Annotated in this window: 20 protein-coding genes, 1 tRNA gene and 1 pseudogene; 9 read left to right on the top strand and 13 right to left on the bottom strand. The window is 58.6% G+C overall.

Annotated features, from left to right (window positions below; all coding sequences use genetic code 11):
- The first annotated feature begins 36 nt into the window (after positions 1-36).
- Genes ID864_RS08425 through ID864_RS08415 form a run of 3 tightly spaced genes read left to right on the top strand, consistent with a single transcriptional unit; the run spans position 37 to position 4,755 of the window.
- On the top strand, positions 37-1,392 hold the full coding sequence (locus ID864_RS08425; protein ID WP_099754253.1) for a TolC family outer membrane protein: 1,356 nt from the start codon (positions 37-39) through the stop codon (positions 1,390-1,392).
- Positions 1,393-1,429: 37 nt separating this feature from the next.
- Complete coding sequence (locus ID864_RS08420) at positions 1,430-3,589, top strand: type I secretion system permease/ATPase (RefSeq protein WP_062818158.1); 2,160 nt, start codon at positions 1,430-1,432, stop codon at positions 3,587-3,589.
- On the top strand, positions 3,586-4,755 hold the full coding sequence (locus tag ID864_RS08415) for an HlyD family efflux transporter periplasmic adaptor subunit (RefSeq protein WP_062818159.1): 1,170 nt from the start codon (positions 3,586-3,588) through the stop codon (positions 4,753-4,755). The genes ID864_RS08420 and ID864_RS08415 overlap by 4 nt, the downstream gene beginning before the upstream one ends.
- Before the next feature lie 44 nt (positions 4,756-4,799).
- Here ID864_RS08415 and ID864_RS08410 read toward each other — a convergent pair whose 3' ends face one another.
- On the bottom strand, positions 4,800-5,075 hold the full coding sequence (locus tag ID864_RS08410) for a hypothetical protein (RefSeq protein WP_143355004.1): 276 nt from the start codon (positions 5,073-5,075) through the stop codon (positions 4,800-4,802).
- 279 nt (positions 5,076-5,354) lie between these two features.
- Between ID864_RS08410 and ompC the strand changes: the two genes are divergently transcribed.
- Positions 5,355-6,461 (top strand): porin OmpC, encoded by a 1,107-nt coding sequence (gene ompC / locus ID864_RS08405; RefSeq protein ID WP_099754255.1) that lies wholly within the window; start codon positions 5,355-5,357, stop codon positions 6,459-6,461.
- A 99-nt stretch (positions 6,462-6,560) separates the two neighbouring features.
- Here the strand turns inward: ompC and ID864_RS08400 are convergent, their stop codons facing one another.
- Positions 6,561-6,713 carry a hypothetical protein gene (locus ID864_RS08400; RefSeq protein ID WP_166643170.1) on the bottom strand — a complete coding sequence of 51 codons (153 nt, stop codon included), beginning with the start codon at positions 6,711-6,713 and terminating at the stop codon, positions 6,561-6,563.
- Between the two features lie 467 nt (positions 6,714-7,180).
- Between ID864_RS08400 and apbE the strand changes: the two genes are divergently transcribed.
- The 3 genes from apbE (at position 7,181) to ID864_RS08385 (ending at position 10,653) form a co-directional block, all read left to right on the top strand.
- Complete coding sequence (apbE, locus tag ID864_RS08395) at positions 7,181-8,230, top strand: FAD:protein FMN transferase ApbE (RefSeq protein WP_048915481.1); 1,050 nt, start codon at positions 7,181-7,183, stop codon at positions 8,228-8,230.
- A gap of 13 nt (positions 8,231-8,243) precedes the next feature.
- Positions 8,244-8,885, top strand: coding sequence for a DNA oxidative demethylase AlkB (gene alkB / locus ID864_RS08390; protein WP_048915482.1), 642 nt, complete (start codon positions 8,244-8,246; stop codon positions 8,883-8,885).
- 97 nt (positions 8,886-8,982) lie between these two features.
- The gene (locus ID864_RS08385; RefSeq protein WP_191149715.1) at positions 8,983-10,653 is read left to right on the top strand and encodes a multidrug ABC transporter permease/ATP-binding protein; all 1,671 of its coding nucleotides are present in this window, start codon (positions 8,983-8,985) and stop codon (positions 10,651-10,653) included.
- A 171-nt stretch (positions 10,654-10,824) separates the two neighbouring features.
- Here the strand turns inward: ID864_RS08385 and ID864_RS08380 are convergent, their stop codons facing one another.
- From ID864_RS08380 to ID864_RS08355, 6 genes and pseudogenes are all read right to left on the bottom strand, one after another.
- Positions 10,825-11,619 (bottom strand): amino acid ABC transporter ATP-binding protein, encoded by a 795-nt coding sequence (locus tag ID864_RS08380; RefSeq protein ID WP_048915484.1) that lies wholly within the window; start codon positions 11,617-11,619, stop codon positions 10,825-10,827.
- 2 nt (positions 11,620-11,621) lie between these two features.
- The gene (locus ID864_RS08375; protein ID WP_048915485.1) at positions 11,622-12,524 is read right to left on the bottom strand and encodes an amino acid ABC transporter permease; all 903 of its coding nucleotides are present in this window, start codon (positions 12,522-12,524) and stop codon (positions 11,622-11,624) included.
- Positions 12,511-13,035, bottom strand: a complete 525-nt coding sequence (locus ID864_RS08370) for a GNAT family N-acetyltransferase (protein ID WP_191149714.1) — start codon at positions 13,033-13,035, stop codon at positions 12,511-12,513. Before ID864_RS08370 ends, ID864_RS08375 begins: the two co-directional genes overlap by 14 nt.
- 11 nt (positions 13,036-13,046) lie before the next feature.
- Positions 13,047-13,997 (bottom strand): annotated as a pseudogene (locus ID864_RS08365) (ABC transporter substrate-binding protein); the annotation flags it as partial.
- A gap of 41 nt (positions 13,998-14,038) precedes the next feature.
- A complete protein-coding gene (locus ID864_RS08360) occupies positions 14,039-15,169 on the bottom strand; it encodes a M20 peptidase aminoacylase family protein (protein WP_191149713.1) in 1,131 nt (376 codons plus the stop codon).
- Entirely contained in the window at positions 15,166-16,179 is a 1,014-nt protein-coding gene (locus ID864_RS08355; protein ID WP_048915489.1) for an MsnO8 family LLM class oxidoreductase, read from the bottom strand. The genes ID864_RS08360 and ID864_RS08355 overlap by 4 nt, the downstream gene beginning before the upstream one ends.
- 203 nt (positions 16,180-16,382) lie before the next feature.
- On the opposite strand from ID864_RS08355, the gene ID864_RS08350 reads away from it, so the two are divergent.
- Positions 16,383-16,553 carry a hypothetical protein gene (locus ID864_RS08350; RefSeq protein WP_166643171.1) on the top strand — a complete coding sequence of 57 codons (171 nt, stop codon included), beginning with the start codon at positions 16,383-16,385 and terminating at the stop codon, positions 16,551-16,553.
- Positions 16,554-16,563: 10 nt separating this feature from the next.
- Here the strand turns inward: ID864_RS08350 and ID864_RS08345 are convergent, their stop codons facing one another.
- The 5 genes from ID864_RS08345 to ID864_RS08325 form a co-directional block, all read right to left on the bottom strand.
- Complete coding sequence (locus tag ID864_RS08345; protein ID WP_048915490.1) at positions 16,564-17,274, bottom strand: 4'-phosphopantetheinyl transferase family protein; 711 nt, start codon at positions 17,272-17,274, stop codon at positions 16,564-16,566.
- A 76-nt stretch (positions 17,275-17,350) separates the two neighbouring features.
- On the bottom strand, positions 17,351-17,557 hold the full coding sequence (locus ID864_RS08340; protein ID WP_048915491.1) for a hypothetical protein: 207 nt from the start codon (positions 17,555-17,557) through the stop codon (positions 17,351-17,353).
- Positions 17,558-18,209: 652 nt separating this feature from the next.
- Positions 18,210-18,286 (bottom strand) — tRNA-Pro (locus ID864_RS08335).
- A 75-nt stretch (positions 18,287-18,361) separates the two neighbouring features.
- Positions 18,362-20,113, bottom strand: coding sequence for an LPS biosynthesis-modulating metalloenzyme YejM (yejM, locus tag ID864_RS08330; protein WP_191149712.1), 1,752 nt, complete (start codon positions 20,111-20,113; stop codon positions 18,362-18,364).
- Between the two features lie 20 nt (positions 20,114-20,133).
- Positions 20,134-20,364: a YejL family protein gene (locus tag ID864_RS08325; RefSeq protein WP_048915494.1), complete on the bottom strand. Its 231-nt coding sequence runs from the start codon at positions 20,362-20,364 to the stop codon at positions 20,134-20,136.
- A gap of 156 nt (positions 20,365-20,520) precedes the next feature.
- On the opposite strand from ID864_RS08325, the gene yejK reads away from it, so the two are divergent.
- The gene (yejK, locus tag ID864_RS08320) at positions 20,521-21,525 is read left to right on the top strand and encodes a nucleoid-associated protein YejK (RefSeq protein ID WP_048915495.1); all 1,005 of its coding nucleotides are present in this window, start codon (positions 20,521-20,523) and stop codon (positions 21,523-21,525) included.
- Positions 21,526-21,781 lie beyond the last annotated feature (256 nt).

Raw genomic sequence — 21,781 nt, 5'->3', positions numbered from 1 at the left:
CGTTTTTCATTTTTCCGGGGTATTAAGGAGAGATCAATGGCTAATTCCGCCCGTGGCGCGGTTATTATTCTTGCCACCTGCCTGAGTAGTCAGACGGCGCTGGCCGCGCAACAGCAGCCGGTCGCGGCATTTAACTGGCGCGCGGCACCGACCGAAGAACAGATTGCTACCCTGACCCTGCGCGATGCCATCCTGCGCGCTTTTGCCCGCAACCCGAAAATTTCTGAAGCTGCCGCACAAATCCGTGTTGGCGACGCCGATCTCGATGCGGCGAAAAGCGCGTGGTATCCGCAAATCTCGCTGGCGGCCAGCGGTGGGCGCTCGCAGCAGACCGACTCCGCAGGCAGCCTGAACAACAGCGCTTCGGGCGGCATCACCCTCAGCCAGCTGCTGTATGACTTTGGCCGCACCGGCGGGGCGATTGATGAACAGCACAAGCTCTCTGAAGCCTATCAATATGCCCTGTACGACACCATGACCACCGTGGCGCAGGACACGCTGCAAGCCTATCTGTCGGTCAAGCGCTACCAGGCGCTGGTGGAGGCCGCGCGCGCCAACATTCGCTCGCTGGAGCGGGTGCGCGACATGGCGAAACTGCGCGCCGATGCCGGGCTTAGCTCGCAGTCCGACGTATTGCAGGCGTCAACGCGCATCGCCGGGATGAACGCCAGCATGGAGCAGTACCGTGCGCAGGAGCGCTCGGCGCGCGCGCAGCTGACGGTGCTGACCGGAGTGATGTCCGACAATCTGCCGGAACTGCCGCAGGCACTGCTCAACCAGCAGGTAACGCTGGATAAGATTGCCTATGAGAAAAGCGCTGCGGTGCGCAGCGCGCAGGCCAAGCAGGAAGCTGCGATGGAGCGCGTGCGCCAGGCCTCCTCCAACCACTGGCCGACCATCAAAGTGCAGGCGGGGCGCACCCGCTATGAAAACCAGAGCCGCTCTTACTGGGACGACGAGCTGCAACTGCAGGTCGAAGCGCCGCTCTATCAGGGCGGGCTGGTTAATGCCAAAACCCGCGCCGCCGAGGGCGACCGCGAAGCCGCCGAAGCCGCCATCCAGCAGTCAAAGCTGCAAATCAACCAGAATGCCTCCACTGCCTACGCCGACATGATCGGCGCGCAGCAGCGCCAGCAGGCGGGTGAGATGCAGCTGGACAGCGCGGATCATACGCGTTCGGTCTACGCCGATGAGTACAAACTGAACAAACGCAGCCTGAATGACCTGCTCAGCGTGGAGCAGGATGTCTTTCAGGCCGACAGCGGCCGCCTGACGGCGCTGTACGACGGCTGGGATGCCACGGTCCGCTACGCTGCCGCAGTCGACAATCTGCTGGATATTTTAGGCATCGATCGTGAAGCAAACAGTGGGCAAACGCTGCCGTCGCTGTAAAGCGGCCGTGTGCATGACAACCAGATAAGGCAGTTCTATGACGAAACAAACCGCAACCACCGAAAACTGGATCGATGCCATGCTGCGCGTGGCGGCGCGCTTCGGTAAGCCGGCCGATGGAAAAACCCTGCGTCAGCAGATGCGCTGGTTCGAACACCTCAGCCCGCCTCAGCAGCTGGAGCGCCTGGCCGGGCTGCTCGGTCTGCATCTCACCATGACCCCGCGCGATAAGATCCGCTGGCGTCAGGAGGTCACGCCGGTGGTGCTGATCATGGAGAACGGCAGCGTGGTGGTGCTGGAAGCCATCGACGGCGAAGGTAATGCCCGCTACTGGCTGAGCGACGGCGGCGACGTGGTACGCGAAAGCGAGCTGGCGCTGCTGCTGGCCCAGAGCCAGCAGGAGGTCGGCATCGTTGGCGTGGCGGCGCGCGGGCGCGATGCGCGCATCGATGAATTTGTTCAGCCGTATAAAGAGCACTGGTTCTGGCACAACTTCAAAGGAATGGGGCGCCGAATTGGTGAGATCTCACTGGCCTCGATTGTTGGCAACGTGCTGGCGCTGGCCGGGATCCTGTTCTCGATGCAGATCTATGACCGGGTGATCCCCGCACAGTCCGAATCGACGCTGTGGGTGCTGTTCGGCGGCGTACTGATCGCGGCGGTGATTGAATATCTCATCCGCCTGATGCGTACCCAGGTTTCCGATCTGATGGGGAAGCGCATCGACCTGAAAGTCTCCTCCATGCTTTTTGCCAGGGCGATGAACATCCGCAACGAGGCCAGGCCCAAATCCACCGGTTCGTTTATCTCCCAGCTGCGTGAGATAGACCAGGTGCGCGAGCTGTTGACCTCCACCACCGTCGGGGCGGCAGCGGATATGCCGTTTGTCATCCTGTTCCTGTTTATCATGGCGTTTATCGGCGGCCCGCTGGTGATTGTGCCGCTGCTGGCGATCCCGCTGATCGTCATTCCTGGCCTGCTGATCCAGATCCCGATGGCGAAACTGGCAAAAGAGGGGCTGCGCGAAGGGGCGCTGCGCAATGCGATCCTTGTGGAGACTATTGAAGGGATTGAGGATATTAAATCGCTGCAGGCGGAGCCGTACTTCCAGCGCCAGTGGGAGCAGACGCATGAAGTGAGCGCCGCCATCGGCATGCAGCAGCGACTGTGGGGCGCCCGGCTCACCGGCTGGGCCTCCAGCGTGCAGCAGCTGACCTATGCCAGCATGCTGGTATTCGGCGTCTATCTGGTGCTCGACGGCGCAATTACTACCGGTACCCTGGTCGCCAGCAGCATGCTCTCCTCACGCACCATTGCGCCGCTGATGCAGCTGACGATGGTGTTCTCGCGCTGGCAGCATGCAAAAAGCGCGATGAACGGCCTGGACGAACTGCTGAAAAAGCCGCTCGACCAGCCGGAGGAGGGCGAAATGGCGCACTGCCCAACGCTGACTGGGCACTACGATCTGCGCGGCGTGCAGTACAGCTATGAGGAAGAGAACCCGAAAAACGTGCTGACCATCAATCAGCTGCAGATTAAACCGGGGGAGCGCATCGCCATTCTTGGCCGCGTCGGTGCCGGAAAATCGACGCTGCTCAAGCTGCTGGCCGGCCAGGCACTGGCCAGCCAGGGCAAAGTGATGGTCGATGGCGTTGATCTGCGCCGTATTGACCCGGTGGATCTGCGCCGTCAGCTCGGCTGGCTGTCGCAGGATTCACGCCTGTTCTTCGGCACGCTGCGCCAGAACCTGATGCTGGGGAATCCCCACGCCAGCGAGCAGGATATGCTGCAGGCGCTACGCGTCAGCGGGGCGCTGAGCCTGATCCAGCAGGATGCCGCCAGCCTCGACCGCATTATTAATGAGGGCGGGCGCGGGCTGTCCGGCGGGCAGCGGCAGATGGTGATGCTGAGCCGTATGATCCTGCGCCAGCCGCAGGTGGTACTGATGGATGAGCCGACCGCTTCAATGGATGAACAGCTGGAAGAGCATGTGATTAAGCAGATGCAGGGCTGGCTGAGCGGACGCACGCTGGTGCTGGTCACCCACCGCCCGGCGCTGCTGAAAATGGTCGATCGCATTATCGTGATGGACAACGGGCGGGTCATCGCCGACGGCCCGAAAGATGAGATTCTTAAGCGTGCCACTGCTGCCAGCACCCCGCCGGCCGCCACGCCCGCCCGGGGAGATGCCGCATGAGCCTGGTATTGATCGACCGCAGCCTGAAAAAAAATGAACGGCGCACCTCCGCCATTATCTGGATCTGTACCGCTGCGCTGGTGCTCTTTATTGTCTGGGCGCACTTCGCCATTCTTGACGAAGTCACCGTCGGTACCGGCAAGGTCACCCCGCTCAGCCGTGCGCAGGTGATCGAAAGCCTCGACGGCGGCATCGTCGATGAGCTAAACGTGCACGAGGGCAACATCGTGGAGAAGGGGCAGGTGCTGGCAAAGCTCGACCCGACCCGCTTCCAGTCGAACTTTGGCGAGGCGGCCTCCAAAGCGACCACCCTGCGCGCCTCGGCAGAGCGCCTGCGCGCGGAGCTGACCGGCGCACCGCTGCAGTTCAGTGCAGCCACCCTGAAAGAGCCGGACCTGGTGGCGCGTGAGACCCAGCTCTATCAGTCACGGCGCCAGAACCTGACGGAAACCGTTAGCAACCTGCAACAGTCGAAAAAGCTGGTGCAGGACGAGCTGCGCATGACTGAACCGCTGGTGGCTAAAGGTGCAGCCGGTCAGGTAGAGGTGATCCGCCTGCGGCGTCAGGTCACTGAGCTGCAGGGAAAAATTGACGAAGCACGCAATGACTACGCGGTACGCGCCCGTGAAGAGCAGGTAAAAAATAACGCCGACCTCGACGCTCAGCTGCAGGTGATGACCGGTAAAGAGGATCAGCTCACCCGCGCCACAATCTATTCGCCGGTGCGCGGTATCGTGAAGGATATCCAGGTCACCACCGTAGGCGGCGTACTGCAGCCTGGCGGCAAGCTAATGGAGATTGTGCCGTTAGAGGATCAGCTGCTGATTGAAACGCGCATTAACCCGCGTGATATCGCCTATATCCGCCCCGGGCTACCCGCCACGGTGAAGGTGACCGCCTATGACTCTTCGATCTATGGCGACCTGCACGGCGAGGTGGAAACCGTGTCGCCGGATACCTTACAGGATGAGGTCAAACGCGATCAGTACTACTACCGCGTCTATGTACGCACCGACAAAGCCGAGTTGACCAATAAAGCAGGGCGCAAATTCCCTATCGTGCCGGGCATGGTCGCCAATGTTGAAATTAAAACGGGCCAGAAATCCGTCATGGATTACCTGATTAAGCCGCTGAATAAAGTCAAAGAGTCGCTGCGTGAGCGTTAGATATTACGGCCAGGCTTACTGAGAGGGGCAGTTATTTTCGGCGCTTAATTGATTGGCAATTTAGAGAGGAGCACGCCGGATATTTCAGTTATCTGGCGTAAATTCCCGGCAAAGCGGGGACTTATTTTGTTGCCGTGGTTAACTTTACCGTTATTGACATTTTTTGACGCTGGGTGAAAAAAAGGCAAAAAAATGCCGGGAACTAAGCCCGGCGGGAATACTAAATGTGGCAACTCATTCGGGGTGAATGAAGGTAATACTGAAATAAAATGATGATAGCGGGGTAATAATACATCCACATGGGTGAAAATTTTTATCATTCAGTGCGCAAGGATAGGTTTCCAGTTAAGTTGATGTAATTATGGAATTATCTTATTTTCTTGTCTTTAGATGCCATAATTTTTATCTATTTGTGCTGTATAAAAGTTCCGCTTAAATTACATTTTGTAATATTTTTACCTTAAATGAAACACTTTCGGAAATTCAGTATCATTTTCCTGATAGATTATTACTCACCTCGGCTTAACATGACACTTCGTGCTCAAATCCATATTCAGCACGCAGTGGCAAATAAGACTTATAATCGAGAGGGTAATAAAATGAAACTTCGCGTTCTTTCCCTGATGGTCCCGGCATTGCTGGTTACAGCATCGGCTGGTGCAGCAGAAATTTATAACAAAGACGGCAACAAACTGGACCTTTTCGGTAAAGTTGACGGCCTGCACTATTTCTCTGACGACTCCGGCACCGATGGCGACCAGTCTTACCTGCGCTTTGGCTTCAAGGGCGAAACTCAGATTTCAGACCAGCTGACCGGTTACGGCCAGTGGGAGTACCAGGCTGCGCTGAACACCGCAGAATCTCAGGGTACGGCAAACAGCTACACGCGTGTTGGCTTTGCTGGTGTGAAATTTGGTGATGCTGGCTCTTTCGATTATGGTCGTAACTATGGCGTAGCCTATGACATCGGCGCATGGACCGACGTGCTGCCAGAGTTCGGTGGCGATACCTACGGCGCGGACAACTTTATGTTCCAGCGCGGTAACGGGATGGCGACCTACCGTAACAACAACTTCTTTGGTCTGGTTGACGGCCTGAACGTCGCCGTGCAGTACCAGGGTAAAAACGACAGCGATGCAGAAGTCGCCGGCAACCGCAGCGCCACCGCGCAGAACGGTGATGGCTACGGTCTGTCTGCCACCTACGACTTCGGTCAGGGCTTCAGCGCCGGTGCGGCCATGTTCTCCTCCGACCGTACCAACACTCAGAACAGCGCAGCGCTGCTGGGTAACGGTGACAAAGCTGAGGCTTACACCGGTGGTCTGAAATATGATGCCAACAATATCTACCTGGCCGCGATGTACACCAAATCGTACAACGCCACCCGTTTCGGCAGCACCGACAACCCAGCCGCCTACGGCTTTGCGGATAAAGCAGAAAACTGGGAGCTGGTTGCTCAGTACCAGTTCGACTTCGGCCTGCGCCCATCTCTGGCATACGTGACCTCACGCGGTACCGACATTCAGAACTGGGGCACCCAGAACCTGAAGCAGTACATCGACGTGGGCGCCACCTACTACTTCAACAAAAATATGTCTACCTATGTTGATTACCAGATCAACCTGATGGACAGCAACGACTTCACCGAAGCCGCCGGTATCAACACCGACGACGTGGTGGCAGTGGGCCTGGTTTACCAGTTCTGATCAAAAGGGTCGGCCCGACTGTAGGGGCCGATCGTCTTTTCCGAACGGCCCATCGGGGCGACCTTTTTTTCCGGTCGCCCCTGTTCAATATCAACCTGTCTACGCGGCAATCACGCCCGCTTTCTTCTCACTACTCTGATCTTTCGTTGGCAGGTAACTGCCTTCCAGCCCCATCCCACCGAGCGTAAACAGCGAAAAACGCAGCAGGCGACGACGTGCCTGGTTCTCTTTAACCGAATTTTTGTTGCGCATCGTAGTATCCCTCGCGGTCAGCAGAAAACATTTTCTGTCTCCAGCCATGCTTGCAGAAAACGTGCCAGCTAAGCGGGGGCGATTGAGGCGGGATTAAGGTGTGGCAGGGCAGAATAGCTGCGCTAATACGGTGCAGCGCGCACGAAGAGAGTGCCGCAAGGGCAACTCCCCTGGCCAACAGGGGAGCCGGGTTAGCATCAGCGATAGCGCGGGCGATGCAGCTGGCGGGTGTGTGTCTGCTTGTAATGCTTATAGCCCGCAAAGATAATCAGTGCGGTGGAAATCATGAGAAGCGCGAAATAGATCATTATGGCTCTCCTGTTAAGGGTGAAAAAAGGGGGCGGGGATCGGCCCTGTTCAGCCACTATCCTGGTGAGAGCACGCCGCAAGATCAAGGTCTCGAATCTGAGTTTTTCCTGCGCGATAACCCGGATCGGACCAGTTTTTAATTAAGATTACAGGCAAATATGAAGAGTAATTGGCGGTGTTTTTTAAGTTTTATGGTGGTTTGCTTGCTGGCAGCCTGTGACGCGCCTCAGCCATCGAAAGGTCCTGATGGTATGGTACTCGAAGGGCGCACTATGGGAACATTCTGGAGAGTTAGCCTGGCCGGAGTGGCAGCGGATCGGCGCGCGGCGCTGCAAACAGCGGTGCAGCAGCAGCTGGACAACGACGACCATGAGCTGTCGACCTGGAAAAATGACTCGGTGCTGTCACGGTTTAATCAGTATCGCGGTACTGACCCGCAGCCGGTGAGCAACAATATGGCGGATATCGTCACGCTGTCGCTGCGCATTGGCCAGCAGACGCAGGGCGCGATGGATATCACCGTCGGGCCGCTGGTGAATTTGTGGGGCTTCGGGCCGGATAAGCAGCCGGTGAAAACGCCGGACGCGCAGCAGATCGCCGCCGCACGCGCGCTGACTGGCCTGCAGCACTTGCAGGTGATCAACCGCGCCGGGCAGGCCTGGCTGCAAAAAGATCTGCCCGGGCTGTATGTTGATCTCTCTACCGTCGGCGAAGGCTTCGCCACCGATCACCTGGCGCGCCTGATGGAGCGGGAAGGGATTAACAACTATCTGGTATCGGTCGGCGGGGCAGTGCTGACGCGCGGGAAAAACGCGCAGGGCAATGCCTGGCAGGTGGCGATCCAGAAACCGACCGATAAAGAGAATGCGGTGCAGGCAATTGTCGATTTACAGGGCCACGGCATCAGCACCTCCGGCAGCTATCGCAACTATTATGAACTGGACGGTAAGCGCATCTCGCACGTCATTGACCCGGCAACCGGGCAGCCGATTCAGCACAAGCTGGTTTCTGCCACGGTGATCGCCACAACCGCGCTGGAGGCCGATGGCTGGGATACCGGGCTGATGGTGCTGGGTACCGAGCGCGCGAAAGCGCTGGCGCTGCGTGATAAACTGGCGGTGTATCTGATCTACAAGCAGGGGGATCGCTTTGAGAGCTGGATGTCGCCGCAGTTTGCTGCCTTTCTTACCCCGTCCTCCACGCACTGATTAAGGAGAGCCGATGCTCGATCTGTTTGCCGAAGATAGCCCATGGCAGGAGCCGCTGGCAGAAGGGGCGGTGATCCTGCGCCGTCGCGCCCGCGCACGTTCAGAAGAACTGATGACGCTGGTGGAGCAGGTCGCGGCAGAGAACCCGTTTCGTCACCGCATCACGCCCGGCGGCCACCGCATGTCGGTGGCGATGACCAACTGCGGTGATTCCGGCTGGACCACCGATTCACGCGGCTATCAGTACAGCGAGCAGGATAACCTGAGTGGGCAGCGCTGGCCCGCGATGCCGCCGCTGTTTCGCCAGCTGGCGGTAACCTGCGCGCGCGAGGCGGGGTTTAACGGCTTCAATCCCGATGCCTGCCTGCTCAACCGCTACCAGCCGGGGGCGAAACTGACGCTGCATCAGGATAAAGACGAGCGCGACCTGCGCCAGCCGATTGTTTCTGTCTCGCTGGGGTTACCGGCGATATTTCTGTTCGGCGGCTTCGAACGCGGTGATGGCTGCCAGCGCGTGCTGCTGGAGCATGGCGATGTGGTGGTGTGGGGCGGTCCGTCGCGCCTGCGCTATCACGGCATTTTGCCGCTTAAGCCGGGCATTCATCCGCTGGCCGGGGCGTTCCGCTTTAATCTCACCTTCCGCCGCGCCCGCTAATTTCCCCCGCGGCACTCTCCCGAATGAGAATTGTTATTGATATCGTCTTGCTTCTCATTAAACTGCAAGCTGCTTTTTTACCTGCCGGGATGTTTTCATGGAGTTGCTTCACGTCGTTTACAAGCAGTACCGCTGGCCGTTTATTCTGGTGATTGTGCTCAGCCTGCTCAGCGCCGCGCTGGGGATCGGGCTGATCGCGTTTATTAACCGCGAGCTGATCGTCACCTTAAATTCCTCGCTGATGGTGCTGCCACAGTTTCTCGGCCTGCTGCTGCTGCTGATGGCGGTAACGCTTGGCTCGCAGCTGGCGCTGACGCTGCTCGGCCACCACTTTGTCTACCGCCTGCGCGGCGAGTTTATCAAGCGCATCCTCGACACCCGCGTAGAGCGCATTGAGCAGATCGGCAGCGCACAGCTGCTGGCCGGGCTGACCAGCGACGTGCGCAATATTACTATCGCCTTTGTGCGCCTGCCGGAGTTAATCCAGGGGATTATCCTGACCGTCGGCTCTGCGGCCTACCTGGCCTGGCTGTCGCCGAAAATGCTGGTGGTGACCGCCGTCTGGGTGGCGATCACCATCATCGGCGGCTGGCTGCTGGTGGCGCGGGTTTACCGCCATATGGCAATCCTGCGTGATACCGAAGATAACCTGTACGCTGACTTCCAGACCATTATTGAAGGGCGTAAAGAGCTGGCGCTCAACCGCCAGCGCGCGCAGCAGATCTTCGACGAGGTCTACAGCGTGGATGCCAAAACCTACCGTCATCACATCGTGCGTGCCGATACCTATCACCTCAGCGCGGTGAACTGGTCGAATATTATGATGCTCGGCGCCATCGGGCTGGCGTTTTACCTCGCCAACAGCCTGGGCTGGGCCGATACCGCCGTGGCGGCAACCTACTCTCTGACGCTGCTGTTCCTGCGCACGCCCATGCTGTCAGCAGTCGGCGCGCTGCCGACGTTACTCACCGCGCAGGTGGCATTTGACAAGCTGAACAGGTTTAATCTGGCGCCGTATCAGGCGGAGTTCCCGCAGCTGCCGGCGGCAAAAAGCTGGCAGACGCTGGAGCTGCGCAATCTGATATTCCACTACGGCGACCACGGTTTTGCCGTTGGCCCGGTGAACATGACGCTGAAGCGCGGCGAGCTGGTGTTCCTGATTGGCGGCAACGGCAGCGGTAAGTCAACGCTGGCGATGCTGCTGACCGGGCTGTATCAGCCGGTTTCCGGTGAGATCCTGCTGGATGGCAAGGTGATTGATAGCGCGGCGATGGACAGCTACCGCCGCATGTTCTCGGCGGTGTTTACCGACGTGCATCTGTTTGATCGCCTGATTGATGACCAGGGTAAGGCGATCGATCCGGCGCTGGTGCAGCGCTGGCTGGAACGCCTGAAGATGCAGGACAAGATCAAGCTGGAAGGCAACCGGGTGCTGAACCTCAAGCTGTCGAAGGGGCAGACTAAGCGCCTGGCGCTGCTGCTGGCAACCGCCGAACAGCGCGACATTCTGCTGCTGGACGAATGGGCGGCGGATCAGGACCCGCACTTCCGCCGCATCTTCTATCGCGAGCTGCTGCCGTGGTTAAAGGAGATGGGGAAAACGGTGTTTGCCATCAGCCATGATGACCACTACTTCCTGCATGCCGACCGCCTGCTGGAGATGCGTGACGGCGTGCTGAGCGAGCTGACCGGCATTGAGCGCGATGCCGCCACGCTCGATGCGGTGAAACGCACCGATACCGATACCGCAGCGGGTTCCCCCCCGTAGGGGGCGACCATTTTTTTCGGTCGCCCCGTGCCGCAGGTTTGCACCGGCCGCAATGAAGACCATTTTTTCCGGTCGCCCTCGACGCGGTGAAACGCACTGGTACCGCAACGGGTTGACCGAAAAAGAAGGTCAACCCCTACAAAGCAACGTGTTCGCCCCGTGCCGCAGGTCCTACAATACTTTCGCCAGAAAACGCCGGGTGCGTGGGTGCTGCGGCTGGTTCAGCACCTGCCGTGCACTGCCCTGTTCGACAATCTTTCCTTCCACCATAAACACCACCTGGTCCGCCACCTCGCGGGCAAAACCAATCTCGTGGGTCACCACCACCAGCGTGGTGCCGGAGCGCGCCAGCTTTTTAATGGTGTCCAGCACTTCGCCCACCAGCTCCGGGTCCAGCGCTGAGGTGGGTTCATCGAACAGGATCACCTTCGGGTTAAGCGCCAGCGCCCGGGCAATGGCCACGCGCTGCTGCTGGCCGCCGGAAAGGTGGCGCGGCCAGGCATCGGCCTTATGGCGTAGCCCGACCGCTTCCAGCAGTTCCAGCGCCCGCCGTTCCGCTGCCTCGCGGCTGAGCTGCTTATGCGCCAGCGGCGCTTCAATAATATTTTCCAGTACCGTCATGTGCGGGAACAGATTGAAATTCTGGAACACATAGCCGACGCCGGTGCGCTGACGCAGGATCGCTTTCTCCTTCAGCTCGTACAGCCGGTTGCCGCGCCGCTGATAGCCAATATAGTCGCCGTCAATGCGGATAAAGCCCTGGTCCACGCGCTCCAGATGATTAATCGCGCGCAGCAGGGTGGACTTGCCGGAGCCGGACGGGCCGATGATCACCGTCACGGAACCCGGCATCAGCTCCAGTGAAACATCGTCCAGCGCTTTAAATTTGCCGTAACTTTTACTCACCCCGGCGATGGAGATATGGCCAAGGGTCGGGACGTTTTCCAGTGCAATCGCTTCAGACATGGTTAGCTCCTGATTGGGGTGATGGCGGCGGCGCCCGGCGCAGTGGTTGCGGTGCGCGACCCGGATTCACGCGTGGCGCCGCGTGCCAGCCAGCGCTCAACATAGTGCTGAACGGCGGACAGAACGGTGGTGATAATCAGATACCAGACCGCCGCCACCATCAGCAGTGGGATCACCTGCTGCGTGCGGTTGTAGACCATCTGAATGGTGTAGAACAGTTCCGGCATCGCCAGCACGTAGACCATCGCGGTGCCTTTGGCGAGGCTGATAATCTCGTTGAAGCCGGTCGGAATAATCGCCCGCAGCGCCTGCGGCAGGATAATGCGATAGGTGCGGCGTGAGGCGGGCAGGCCGAGCGCCGCAGCGGCTTCAAACTGCCCCTGATCGACCCCGAGAATGCCGCCGCGAATAATCTCCGCGCTGTAGGCCGCCTGCACCAGCGTCAGGCCAATCACCGCAGTGCTGAACTGGCCGAGCACGTCGATAGTGTGGTACTCAGCCAGCGTTAGCGCGGTAAACGGAATGCCAATCGACAGCGTGTCGTACAGGTAAGAGAAGTTATAGAGAATAATCAGCACCACAATCAGCGGCAGCGAGCGGAACAGCCAGATATAGCTGAACGCCAGCCCGGAGAGCAGCCAGGAAGGGGAGAGGCGCGCCAGCGCCAGCCCGACGCCGAGCACGATGCTCAGTACGCTGGCAATCAGCGTCAGCAGCAGCGTCTGCCCCAGCCCGCTGAGGATGGCCGGGTGGAAGAACCAGTGGGCAAACACCGACCACTCCCAGCGTGGATTAAACGCCACCGACTGGATCACCACCGCCAGAATAAACAGCGCAATCGCCGCACCCACCAGCCGCAGCGGATAGCGGGCGGGCACCACGCGCAGGGTTTCAGTCGATTTCATGGGGGGCTCCTGTTGTGGCATGCTGATGCAGCGCTTTGGTAAAGCGCAGGCGGCCATCGTAAGGGGCGCGGCTGTACTCTTCCGGGTCGCGCGTGGTGTCAAACTGCGGCTGATAGCCGTGCGACAGATAGAGGCGCACCGCCTCCGGCTGGCGGAAACCGGTGGTGAGATACACCTGACGATATCCAGCCTGCAGTGCCAGCCGCTCCAGCTCCTGCAGGATTTTCAGCGCCAGCCCCTGGCGACGCAGATCGCCGCGCGTCCAGATACGCTTCAGCTCGGCGGTTTCCGCATCCAGTGGCTTATAGGCGCCCATGGCAATAATCTCGCCGTCGCGCTCCAGCACCACAAACATGCCGCGCGGTGGCAGATACCATTCGGTCAGTTCAACCTCGGCATCGCGCGCAAAAAAGTCGCCGTAGCGCGCGCTGTATTCACCGAAAAGCCCGTCGATAATCGGTTCCAGCTCCGGGGCTTCCGGCGACAGCTGGCGAAATTGTTCATGGCTCATGCGGACCTCCGTTAATCGCCCAGACCGGCCGGGTTAATTTCTGAGTGGTCAAGGCGCTCAATGCCTTCGCCCCAGCGGTTCAGCACTTTGTCGTACTCGCCGCCTTTGATCACGCCGTTCAGCGCGGCATTCACCGCCGTCACCAGACCGCTGCCTTTCTTCAGCGTCACCGCGATGTGCGCCGCTTTTGGCCAGCCGCCGTCTACGCTGCCGACCAGTTTGGTTTTGCCGGTCAGCGCCGCTTTCCATGCGCCAATCACGTTCGGGCCGAAGTAAGCGTCGGCGCGGCCGGACTGGATTGCCAGCGTCTGCGCGGCATCATCCTTGACGTAGATCGGCGTGAAGGCCTTCAGGCCGTTTTTCTGGTTCTCTTCATCCCACGCCAGCAGGATCGCTTCCTGATTGGTGCCGGAGCCGACAATAATCCGCAGCCCGGCAATATCCGGCGCTTTGGTCAGTGAGGTGATTTTGCTGTCAGATTTGACGTAAAAACCCAGCGAGTCCTTGCGGTAGGTGGCGAAGTCGAACTTCTCTTTGCGCGCTTTGGTCACCGTCACGTTGGTGATGGCCGCATCATATTTTCCCGAGCTGACGCCCAGCGGCCAGTCTTCCCACGAGGTAGGTACCACATTGAGCTCCAGCCCGAGGCTGTCGGCCACAAGGCGGGCGATGTCTACCTCGCTGCCCTGCAGGGTTTTATTGTCGTCGGAGAACAGCGTTAACGGCGGAGAGTTAAGCGCGGCAACCGCCACGGTAAACTTGCCCGGCTGCGCCAGACGCAGATCCTTCGGCAGCAGCGCGACCGCCTGCGGGTTGACCGGCGCATGGATTGGTGCGGCGTTGGCTTCGACGCTGATCCCGGTGCCGTTCACGGTGACGGTTTCGGCGCGTGCCGTGATGCTGAGTAACAGCGAAGCGCTGAGCAGGCTGAGGAGCAGTGTTTTTTTCATAGTGAGTGACTCTTATTATGTGTGCAGATGAAAGTTCGGCAGTTCCCTGCCGGTTAAGCGATCTCGTGTAATGCATCCTGCGCCAGCTGGCTGAAATAGTGCGCAGCGGGGGAGAGCAGGGCCTCGTCCGGGTTAAAAGCGGGATGATGCAGGCCAAACTCGCTGGCGCTGCCGATGCTGACAAAGGTGCCGGGGGTATCATGCAGATAGAAGGCAAAATCCTCGCCGCCCATCTGCAGTTCGGCGTGCTGCACCTCGTACCCGGCGCGTGCCGCCACCCGTTTGCTGAACTCGGCCCAGCGCTCGGTGTTGACCACGGCGGGCGGACCCGGGTGCCAGTTGAGTTCGCTGCGCGCGCCAAATCCGGCGGCAACGCCCTCAATCAGCTTCGCGAGGCGCACCGGCACATCACGACGTATGGAATCGCTGTAGGTGCGCACGGTGCCTTCCAGCACCACTTTTTGCGGCAGCACGTTCCAGGTATTTCCGCCCTCAATACGCGTGACGCTGACCACCACCGTTTCCAGCGGGCTGTAGCTGCGGCTGACCAGCGTTTGCAGAGCCGTGACGATCTGGCTGGCAGTGACAATGGCATCGACCCCTTCCTGCGGGCGGGCGGCATGTGCCCCTTTGCCGTACACCTCAATTTCAAAGCGGTCGACGTTGGCGTAAAACGGGCCGCCGCGCGTGGCGAAGGTGCCGACCGGCAGCTCCGGAGCGTTATGCATGCCGAAGATTGCCGCGACGTTTTGCAGCGCGCCGGCGGCGATCAGCGTTTTGGCCCCGCCGAAGCGCTCTTCCGCAGGCTGGAACAGCAGCCGCACGCGGCCGGGTAAGGTTTTTTCACGCGCTTTTAGCAGCCGCGCCGCGCCGAGCATCACCGAAGTATGCACATCGTGACCGCAGGCATGCATCACTCCGGCGTTGCGCGAACGGAACTCGACCGCTACCCCCTCTTCTATCGGCAGGGCATCGATGTCGGCGCGCAAAGCAATCAGCGGCTCGCCCTGACCGATTTCCGCCACCACGCCGGTCGCGAGATCAAACGGCAGCGGGGTTATGCCGTCGGCCCGCAGCCAGTTTTTAATGCGTTCGGTAGTGGCGAACTCCTGATTGGAAAGCTCGGGAAACTGATGCAGCTCGCGGCGCCAGGCGATCAGCTGTTGTGCAAAATCGTGGCTCATAATACGGCCTCCTGCGCGATGGCGGGCTGGCGGCTGGCGAGCAGGCGCAGGGAGTTGAGGCGCGGTACCGCGGCGTTGAGCGGCGTATCGATGATAAATTCCTCGACGCCAAACTGCTGGTGCAGCTGCGCCAGCCGGGCGTGAACCTGGGATGCAGTTCCCTTTAGCACCGCCGATTCACGCGGTTCGATGCGATGCCGGGTAGCACCCGACTGGCGAATAAACGCCTGCGCCTGCTCAAGGTTGCCCACGGTGACGCTCTGGCCGTTATCCACATGCACCCGGTATTGCTGCAGGTCCGCTGCCAGCAGTTCGGCTGCGGCCGGGGAGTCGGCGACAATCACCTGTACCGCCAGCAGTGCGGATTTGCCGCCGCTCAGGTCGCGATACGCGGCCAGCGAGCGCTCCAGCTCCTGACGGTCACCGTTCAAATGCGCGGCGAAAACAAACTGCCAGCCCAGCTGTGCCGCCAGTCGGGCGCTGGCTTCGCTGGCCCCCAGCAGAAAACGTTCGGCGGGGCGGGCGGGCAGCGGCGTCGCCAGCAGCTGGTCCTCCTCTTTGCCCGTGGGTCTGGCATTCAGCCAGCTATCCAGCAGCTTGAGCTGGCTGGCAAAATCGCCTTTCTCTTCAGCATGCACGCCAAGCTGCAGGGCTTTGGTCGACAGCGGCAGGCCGCCCGGCGCTTTACCGACGCCAAGATCCACCCGGCCCGGGGCCAGCGCGGCCAACAGGTTAAAGTTTTCCGCCACTTTATAGGGGCTGTAGTGCTGCAGCATCACGCCACCGGAACCGACGCGCAGGTGGGTAGTGTGCGCCAGAATCCAGGCGATCAGCACTTCCGGCGACGGGCTGGCCAGCGCCTGAGTATTGTGATGCTCGGCCAGCCAGAAACGATGATAGCCCAGCGCCTCCGCCTGCTGTGCCAGGGCTACGGTGCGGGCCAGCGCGGCAGATGCGCTCTCGCCTTCGGCCAGCGGGCTTTTATCCAGTAAGCTCAGTCGGTAAGCCATAATGCATCCTTGTTCAGTTCAGATGCGGGCAATTATTGAAGGGCTGAAGGGGGGCTGTAAAACAACAAATCTGGCTTAAAACAGTCGCCAGACGGGAATGGCGGCCTTTGCCGGAAAACGCAAATAGCTGTGAGAAATGGGTATTTTGCCGCAGGGCGATCGTCAGGTTTAATCAGGGTTCACTGAGCAGAGGAGAACAGAGTATGAAAGGGTTCTGGCAGCACTTTACGCGTTATTTTGAAGGCCCCTCTGGTATGGCAACCTTTGACAGCTGTCGCGTGGTCGAGGCGATGATACCGATGATCGAACTGTACGGTGTCGATCTCTATGAGCTGACCACGCCGGAGCCGCGTGGACAGGATGAAAACCGCTAACGCAAGCTTATCACTGCTGCCCGACGACCCAGGTTAACACCTCGTCGGGCTGCACCTGCGCTCTGCCAGTAAACTCCCGCCCGGCCACCATCTCTGTTGAAAAAGTGTGCGTCAGCCGCAGCGTAAGCTGTTGCAGATCGTCACTGCAGGCCACCACTTGCGCCGCGCTGAAATCCATAAACTGCAACAGCTGCGGATAGAGCGCTTTATACAGGCTCTCCTTTAGCGAGAACACCACCGTCAGAGCCAGGTTAAATGGCAGGCTGCACTGCTCCAGCATGCGCTTTTCTGCCGCGTTGATTAACATATGCTGGGTTTCGGCGGCGGTTTCCGCCGTCATCAGGCGTTCGCAATCCACCCCCAGCAGCAGTCCGCGCTCCCGCGTCAGCAGCGCGCATACCCGATGCTGCGTATGGGACAGCGACCCACCGATTCCCTCAGGCCAGACTGGCGCGCGATCTTCCCCGTTACGCAGCACAAAACCCTCAATCCCCAACGTCTGCATCGCCTGCTGAATGCAGTAGCGGCTGACCAGATATTCAGCGCGGCGCTTTTTCACGGCGCGAATGAGATGCGCGGGTGGGGTGATGTTCAAGGTGCTGAACAGGGATTCCGCAAACTGGCTGGCGTCGAAATGCACATCAAGTAGCAAAATAGCCGGATAGTCGTCGAGGGGGCGCAGGGTGTAGTTACTGAACAGTGGGGTGCTTAGGGCAGACATAGCCACTAACCTGTTTAAAAAAGAAAAAAATATTTAAACAGGTTAATGGCCGGATATCAAAAGCTACTTTAACGCATCAGTGATTTGGCGGTATCGCCATGCTTTTCAGAGAGACGACGAAGTGATCGTCACCCTTGGAGATTTTAGCGCCGCGGTCACACCACTGGCTGGCCAGGCGAAAGAAATCATCGCTGCCGATGTCGTAAGCCAGTTCTACTTTGCTAATCCCGGAGTACAGCATTTCTTCTGCATCTTTAAGGTTTTTTGCTTTGATCGTCGCCATGGGTTTGATCCTGTTTACGGATTGCCGGGAAAGTGTAGCGACAGCCTATGATATTACTGTGACAGTTTTGTTGCAGGGTTGAAAATTGAGAAGATCGCCACAATTTTACGACCAGTGAAAACTTTAGCTACAGTGAAAAAAAACTGTAAAGAAGCGCCTTTTTTCCTCCCCTTTTTCGCCGCGTTAACTACACTTTTTAGCCTTTTCCGGGCAGGAAATTCTGAAAATCGATGAAAGACGCCAGTCTTAACATCAATTTCGCCGCTTCGAGCTAATGTTAATAAGGTTATAAAAACAACAAAACGATAAGGGTCTGTAGATGTTTACTTTTTATTATATTAATAAACTACCACAGCAAAATGGCCTGTACGGCGTCCATATTAAGGGCTGTCGCCACCTTCCTCCCGTGCAGCAGCGCGAGTTTCTCGGCAGTTTTTTCTCCGCAAGCGATGCATTAAGAGTGGCCAGGCTGCGATTCGGACCGGTGACCCGCTGCCAGTCCTGTCTGCATCCCCAGGGAACCCCGCCGGCTCGCCGTCAGCGTCAGCAGACAGGTAAAATACAGCCGGGCAGTGGCAAGCACTGCGGGCAGTAGCCCTGAAACAAAAAAGGAGCTAATCGTAAGATTAGCTCCTTTTCAACTGGAGTATTTTGGTCGGCACGGAGAGATTTGAACTCTCGACCCTCGCCACCCCATGACGATGCGCTACCAGGCTGCGCTACGCGCCGACAGATGACGTTATATTACTCAACTTCACTTCGATTGCAAGCGGCTAACATCTTGACTGCGCAGGATTTGTGCAGTTAATTGGCGATAAAGCGCTTCTCGTCGGTCAACACCTGTAATAGCAGTGCCAGCTGCGGCTTATGGTCTTTCAGACTATTGCCCTGACTATCCCATGCGGCATAGCTGCCGTTATTATCCAGCGCCAGCGTCTCCTGTGGGGTGGTGATCAGCAGCTGATGGTTGGTGCTGCTGGCAACCCAGTTATGACGTCGCTGAGCGGCAAACAGATCCTCGCCCTGCGAGTAATCCACCGCAGGGGTGCTGACGTGCAGCAGCCGCTGCATCAGGGTGGTCATGATGTCCTGATGATCGGTGAGTTTATTCACGGTTTGCGCCGGCGTGTTTGGCCAGTGTACTACCAGCGGCACCTGCAGCATTTCACGATTCCCCGCTACGGCTTCGCCATCCAGCACTACGCCGTGCTGGGCGGTGATCACCACCACGGTATTCGCCAGCAGACCTTTCTGATCGAGCGTGGTCAGCACGTTCTGAATCTGTTTATCCGCGTTACCGGCTGCGCGGTTGTAGCGGCGCAGCGTAGTTTTATCCGCACTGTTGCTGTCATCTGCCGTCGACAGGGAAATATAGGAGAACCACGGGCTGCTCTCATTTTTATGGCTGTCCAGCCAGCGCTGCCACTGGCTGGTGGTATCCGCGTTGGACTGATTTTGCGCGCTCGGCAGTGAGAAGTCGGACAGCAACGCCTGACGATACAGCGGCGAATTAAAGCCGTCGCTGGCAAACAGGCCAAACTGGTAACCCTGCTGGCTTAGCGCATTGATCAGCGTTGACGGCACGCGCGACGACAGCACACCGTCCATATAGCTTGGTGAGATACCGTAGAACAGGCCGAAAAGACCGCTGTCTTCTGAGCTGCCGGAGCTGAAGTGCTGGCTGAAGCGCACGTTGTCGTCGGCGAAGCGCATCAGATTGGGCAGCGATTTCGCCATTGAGGCTTCATTCAGGGCATCAACGGTGATCACCAGCAGATTATTACGCGTGCCTTTATCGCTGAAGGTGATGTCGTTAAGCGGGTAAGCCACCGATACCGCTTCTGGATTGCCCTGCTGGACCAGACGGCGCTGGTACTCCTGCGCATCCAGCAGCCCGTGTTTTTCCAGGAAGCGACGCGCGGTCATTGGATAGGAGAGCGGCAGGTTAGAGCGCTGCATGGTGATCGGGCGATAGAAGTTAGCATCTGCCCAGATATACATCAGATGGCTGGTAAAAAACGCGGTGATAAACAGCCCGGCCAGCGGTTTACCAAAGCTGCGCCGGTTGAGGCTGCGCAATTTCTGCCAGCTCCACGTCGCGAATAGCATCTCAACGAGGAAAATCGCCGGCACGCTGATAAACATCAGCTGCCAGTCGCGCGCCATCTCACTCTGGTCGGGGTTAACGACCAGTTCCCAAACCACCGGATTCAGGTGCAGGTGGAAGCGGGCGAACACCGCGCTGTCGATGAGGATCAGCGTCAGCCCGGCGGTGGCAATAATCGCCGACAGGAAACGCAGCAGGCGTTGCGACATCACCATAAAGGTGAGCGGGAAAACAATCAGCAGATAGGCGGCAAAGACAATAAAGCTGAAGTGACCAATCCAGCTGCTGAAAGAGTAGATACGTCCGGCCAGCGAGGCTGGCCAGTCGGAGACAAACAGGTAACGGCTGCCGAGAATAAAGGCAAAAATGATGTTAAACAGGGCGAACCAGTGCCCCCAGCTAATCATCTGGGAGACTTTTTCTCGGTAGCGCTGTCGATTTGTTACCATAGCGGGATCGGGGCGTCTCTTTAGTGGGCTTTGTCGTTGTTGATCACGGAAGCCTGCAGGGCTTCGGCAAACGAACGAGCCATATGCTGGCGCTGCGCAGGTGCCACGCTGGTATTAAGTAGATTGGTCACCATATTTCCCAGAACCATCAGGGAAAGATCGGTTGGGGCCTGGTTTTGTTCCAGAACCTGCACCATTTCTGCGAGGATGCGTTCCACGCGTTCGTTACTGTAGCGAGATGATTGGGCCATGAGGTCAATTTTACTGAGATTTAAAAGGCGCTATCTTACCGTAAGAGCGCATTTTTTTCTGCATTTTTATCGTAATCATCCGCGTAAACTTGTTGCAGTTGATCGTAAAGGCGCACAGTGATTGAATACGCGCCTGTGCTTAAAGGAGAGTTTACCATGAGTCTGGATATCGACCAGATTGCCCTTCACCAGATGATCAAACGTGACGAACAAACGCTTGAGCTGGTCCTGCGCGATTCCCTGCTGCCGTCCAATGCGACCGTGACGGCGATGATGGAAGAGCTGCATCGTGTTTACAGCGCCAAGAGCAAAGCCTACGGCCTGTTCAATGAAGAGAGCGAGCTGGCCGATGCGCTGCGTAACTGCCGCAAGGGTGAGAATGACTTCCTGGCGTTCAGCCGCGCGGCCAGCGCACGCCTGCGCGATGAGTTGGGCAAGTATCCGTTTGCGGAAGGCGGCATTGTGCTGTTTGGCCATTACCGCTATCTGGCGGTTGAGTACCTGCTGATTGCGGTGCTCAGCAGCCAGAACAGCATGCGCGTTAATGAAGAGCTGGATATCAGCAGTACGCACTATCTGGATATCAACCACGCGGATATTGTCGCGCGTATCGATCTGACCGAGTGGGAAACCAACCCGGAATCGACGCGCTATCTCACCTTCCTGCGCGGGCGGGTAGGGCGTAAAGTCTCCGATTTCTTTATGGATTTCCTCGGTGCTAGCGTCGGGCTGGACACCAAAGCGCAGAACCGCGGCCTGTTGCAGGCAGTGGATGATTACTGCGAAGAGGCGAGCCTGGATAAAAACGAGCGTCAGAATTATCGTCAGCAGGTCTCGGCCTACTGCAACGAGCAGCTGAAGTCCGGTGAAGAGATTGAACTGGCCGGGTTGTCGAACGAGCTGGCGCCGCTGGGGGAGAAAACCTTCCAGGCATTTACCCAGGAGCAGGGCTACGAGCTGGAAGAGAGCTTCCCCGCCGACCGCAGCACGCTGCGTCAGTTAACCAAGTTTGCCGGCAGCGGCGGCGGCTTAACCATCAACTTCGATGCGATGCTGTTAGGCGAGCGTATTTTCTGGGACCCGGTGACGGACACTCTGACCATCAAAGGCACGCCACCGAACCTGCGCGACCAGCTGCAGCGCCGCACCAGCGGGAAGTAGCCGCAGGGAAGAGGGGGGCCATAACGGGTCGACGCTACCACTCTTTTTAGAGGCCGACCGCGAAGGTATCCTCTGAAATGCCCCCCTCGCTATACGCCTGCTAACCGGTCTGAGCTCAGCCTGAGCACGCCGGAACGGCAAAAGACGCTCCCTGCGGGCCTCGTCACGCGGCATCCCTGCCGCGTGACGTCCGGCTTACCTCAGGCTGAGCTCAGCTCCCGCTATCATTATGCTCGCTGTGGGTTTACAACTACGA

This window comes from Erwinia aphidicola (genome assembly GCF_014773485.1).
In the GTDB taxonomy this organism is placed as follows: Bacteria; Pseudomonadota; Gammaproteobacteria; order Enterobacterales; family Enterobacteriaceae; genus Erwinia; species Erwinia aphidicola.
This window is presented reverse-complemented; position numbering and strand designations above follow the sequence as displayed.

What these genes read in the sequence shown, in the direction of transcription:
- ID864_RS08360 (WP_191149713.1), bottom strand. Translation starts at nt 15,169, where the DNA reads ATGAGCCACGATTTTGCACAACAGCTGATCGCCTGGCGCCGCGAGCTG.
- ID864_RS08370 (WP_191149714.1), bottom strand. Translation starts at nt 13,035, where the DNA reads ATGAGCCATGAACAATTTCGCCAGCTGTCGCCGGAAGCCCCGGAGCTG.
- ID864_RS08325 (WP_048915494.1), bottom strand. Translation starts at nt 20,364, where the DNA reads ATGGCCCAATCATCTCGCTACAGTAACGAACGCGTGGAACGCATCCTC.
- ID864_RS08345 (WP_048915490.1), bottom strand. Translation starts at nt 17,274, where the DNA reads ATGTCTGCCCTAAGCACCCCACTGTTCAGTAACTACACCCTGCGCCCC.
- ID864_RS08400 (WP_166643170.1), bottom strand. Translation starts at nt 6,713, where the DNA reads ATGCGCAACAAAAATTCGGTTAAAGAGAACCAGGCACGTCGTCGCCTG.
- ID864_RS08380 (WP_048915484.1), bottom strand. Translation starts at nt 11,619, where the DNA reads ATGTCTGAAGCGATTGCACTGGAAAACGTCCCGACCCTTGGCCATATC.
- ID864_RS08340 (WP_048915491.1), bottom strand. Translation starts at nt 17,557, where the DNA reads ATGGCGACGATCAAAGCAAAAAACCTTAAAGATGCAGAAGAAATGCTG.
- ID864_RS08415 (WP_062818159.1), top strand. Translation starts at nt 3,586, where the DNA reads ATGAGCCTGGTATTGATCGACCGCAGCCTGAAAAAAAATGAACGGCGC.
- ID864_RS08350 (WP_166643171.1), top strand. Translation starts at nt 16,383, where the DNA reads ATGAAAGGGTTCTGGCAGCACTTTACGCGTTATTTTGAAGGCCCCTCT.
- yejK (WP_048915495.1), top strand. Translation starts at nt 20,521, where the DNA reads ATGAGTCTGGATATCGACCAGATTGCCCTTCACCAGATGATCAAACGT.
- ID864_RS08385 (WP_191149715.1), top strand. Translation starts at nt 8,983, where the DNA reads ATGGAGTTGCTTCACGTCGTTTACAAGCAGTACCGCTGGCCGTTTATT.
- ID864_RS08410 (WP_143355004.1), bottom strand. Translation starts at nt 5,075, where the DNA reads ATGATAAAAATTTTCACCCATGTGGATGTATTATTACCCCGCTATCAT.
- ompC (WP_099754255.1), top strand. Translation starts at nt 5,355, where the DNA reads ATGAAACTTCGCGTTCTTTCCCTGATGGTCCCGGCATTGCTGGTTACA.
- ID864_RS08420 (WP_062818158.1), top strand. Translation starts at nt 1,430, where the DNA reads ATGACGAAACAAACCGCAACCACCGAAAACTGGATCGATGCCATGCTG.
- ID864_RS08355 (WP_048915489.1), bottom strand. Translation starts at nt 16,179, where the DNA reads ATGGCTTACCGACTGAGCTTACTGGATAAAAGCCCGCTGGCCGAAGGC.
- apbE (WP_048915481.1), top strand. Translation starts at nt 7,181, where the DNA reads ATGAAGAGTAATTGGCGGTGTTTTTTAAGTTTTATGGTGGTTTGCTTG.
- alkB (WP_048915482.1), top strand. Translation starts at nt 8,244, where the DNA reads ATGCTCGATCTGTTTGCCGAAGATAGCCCATGGCAGGAGCCGCTGGCA.
- yejM (WP_191149712.1), bottom strand. Translation starts at nt 20,113, where the DNA reads ATGGTAACAAATCGACAGCGCTACCGAGAAAAAGTCTCCCAGATGATT.
- ID864_RS08375 (WP_048915485.1), bottom strand. Translation starts at nt 12,524, where the DNA reads ATGAAATCGACTGAAACCCTGCGCGTGGTGCCCGCCCGCTATCCGCTG.
- ID864_RS08425 (WP_099754253.1), top strand. Translation starts at nt 37, where the DNA reads ATGGCTAATTCCGCCCGTGGCGCGGTTATTATTCTTGCCACCTGCCTG.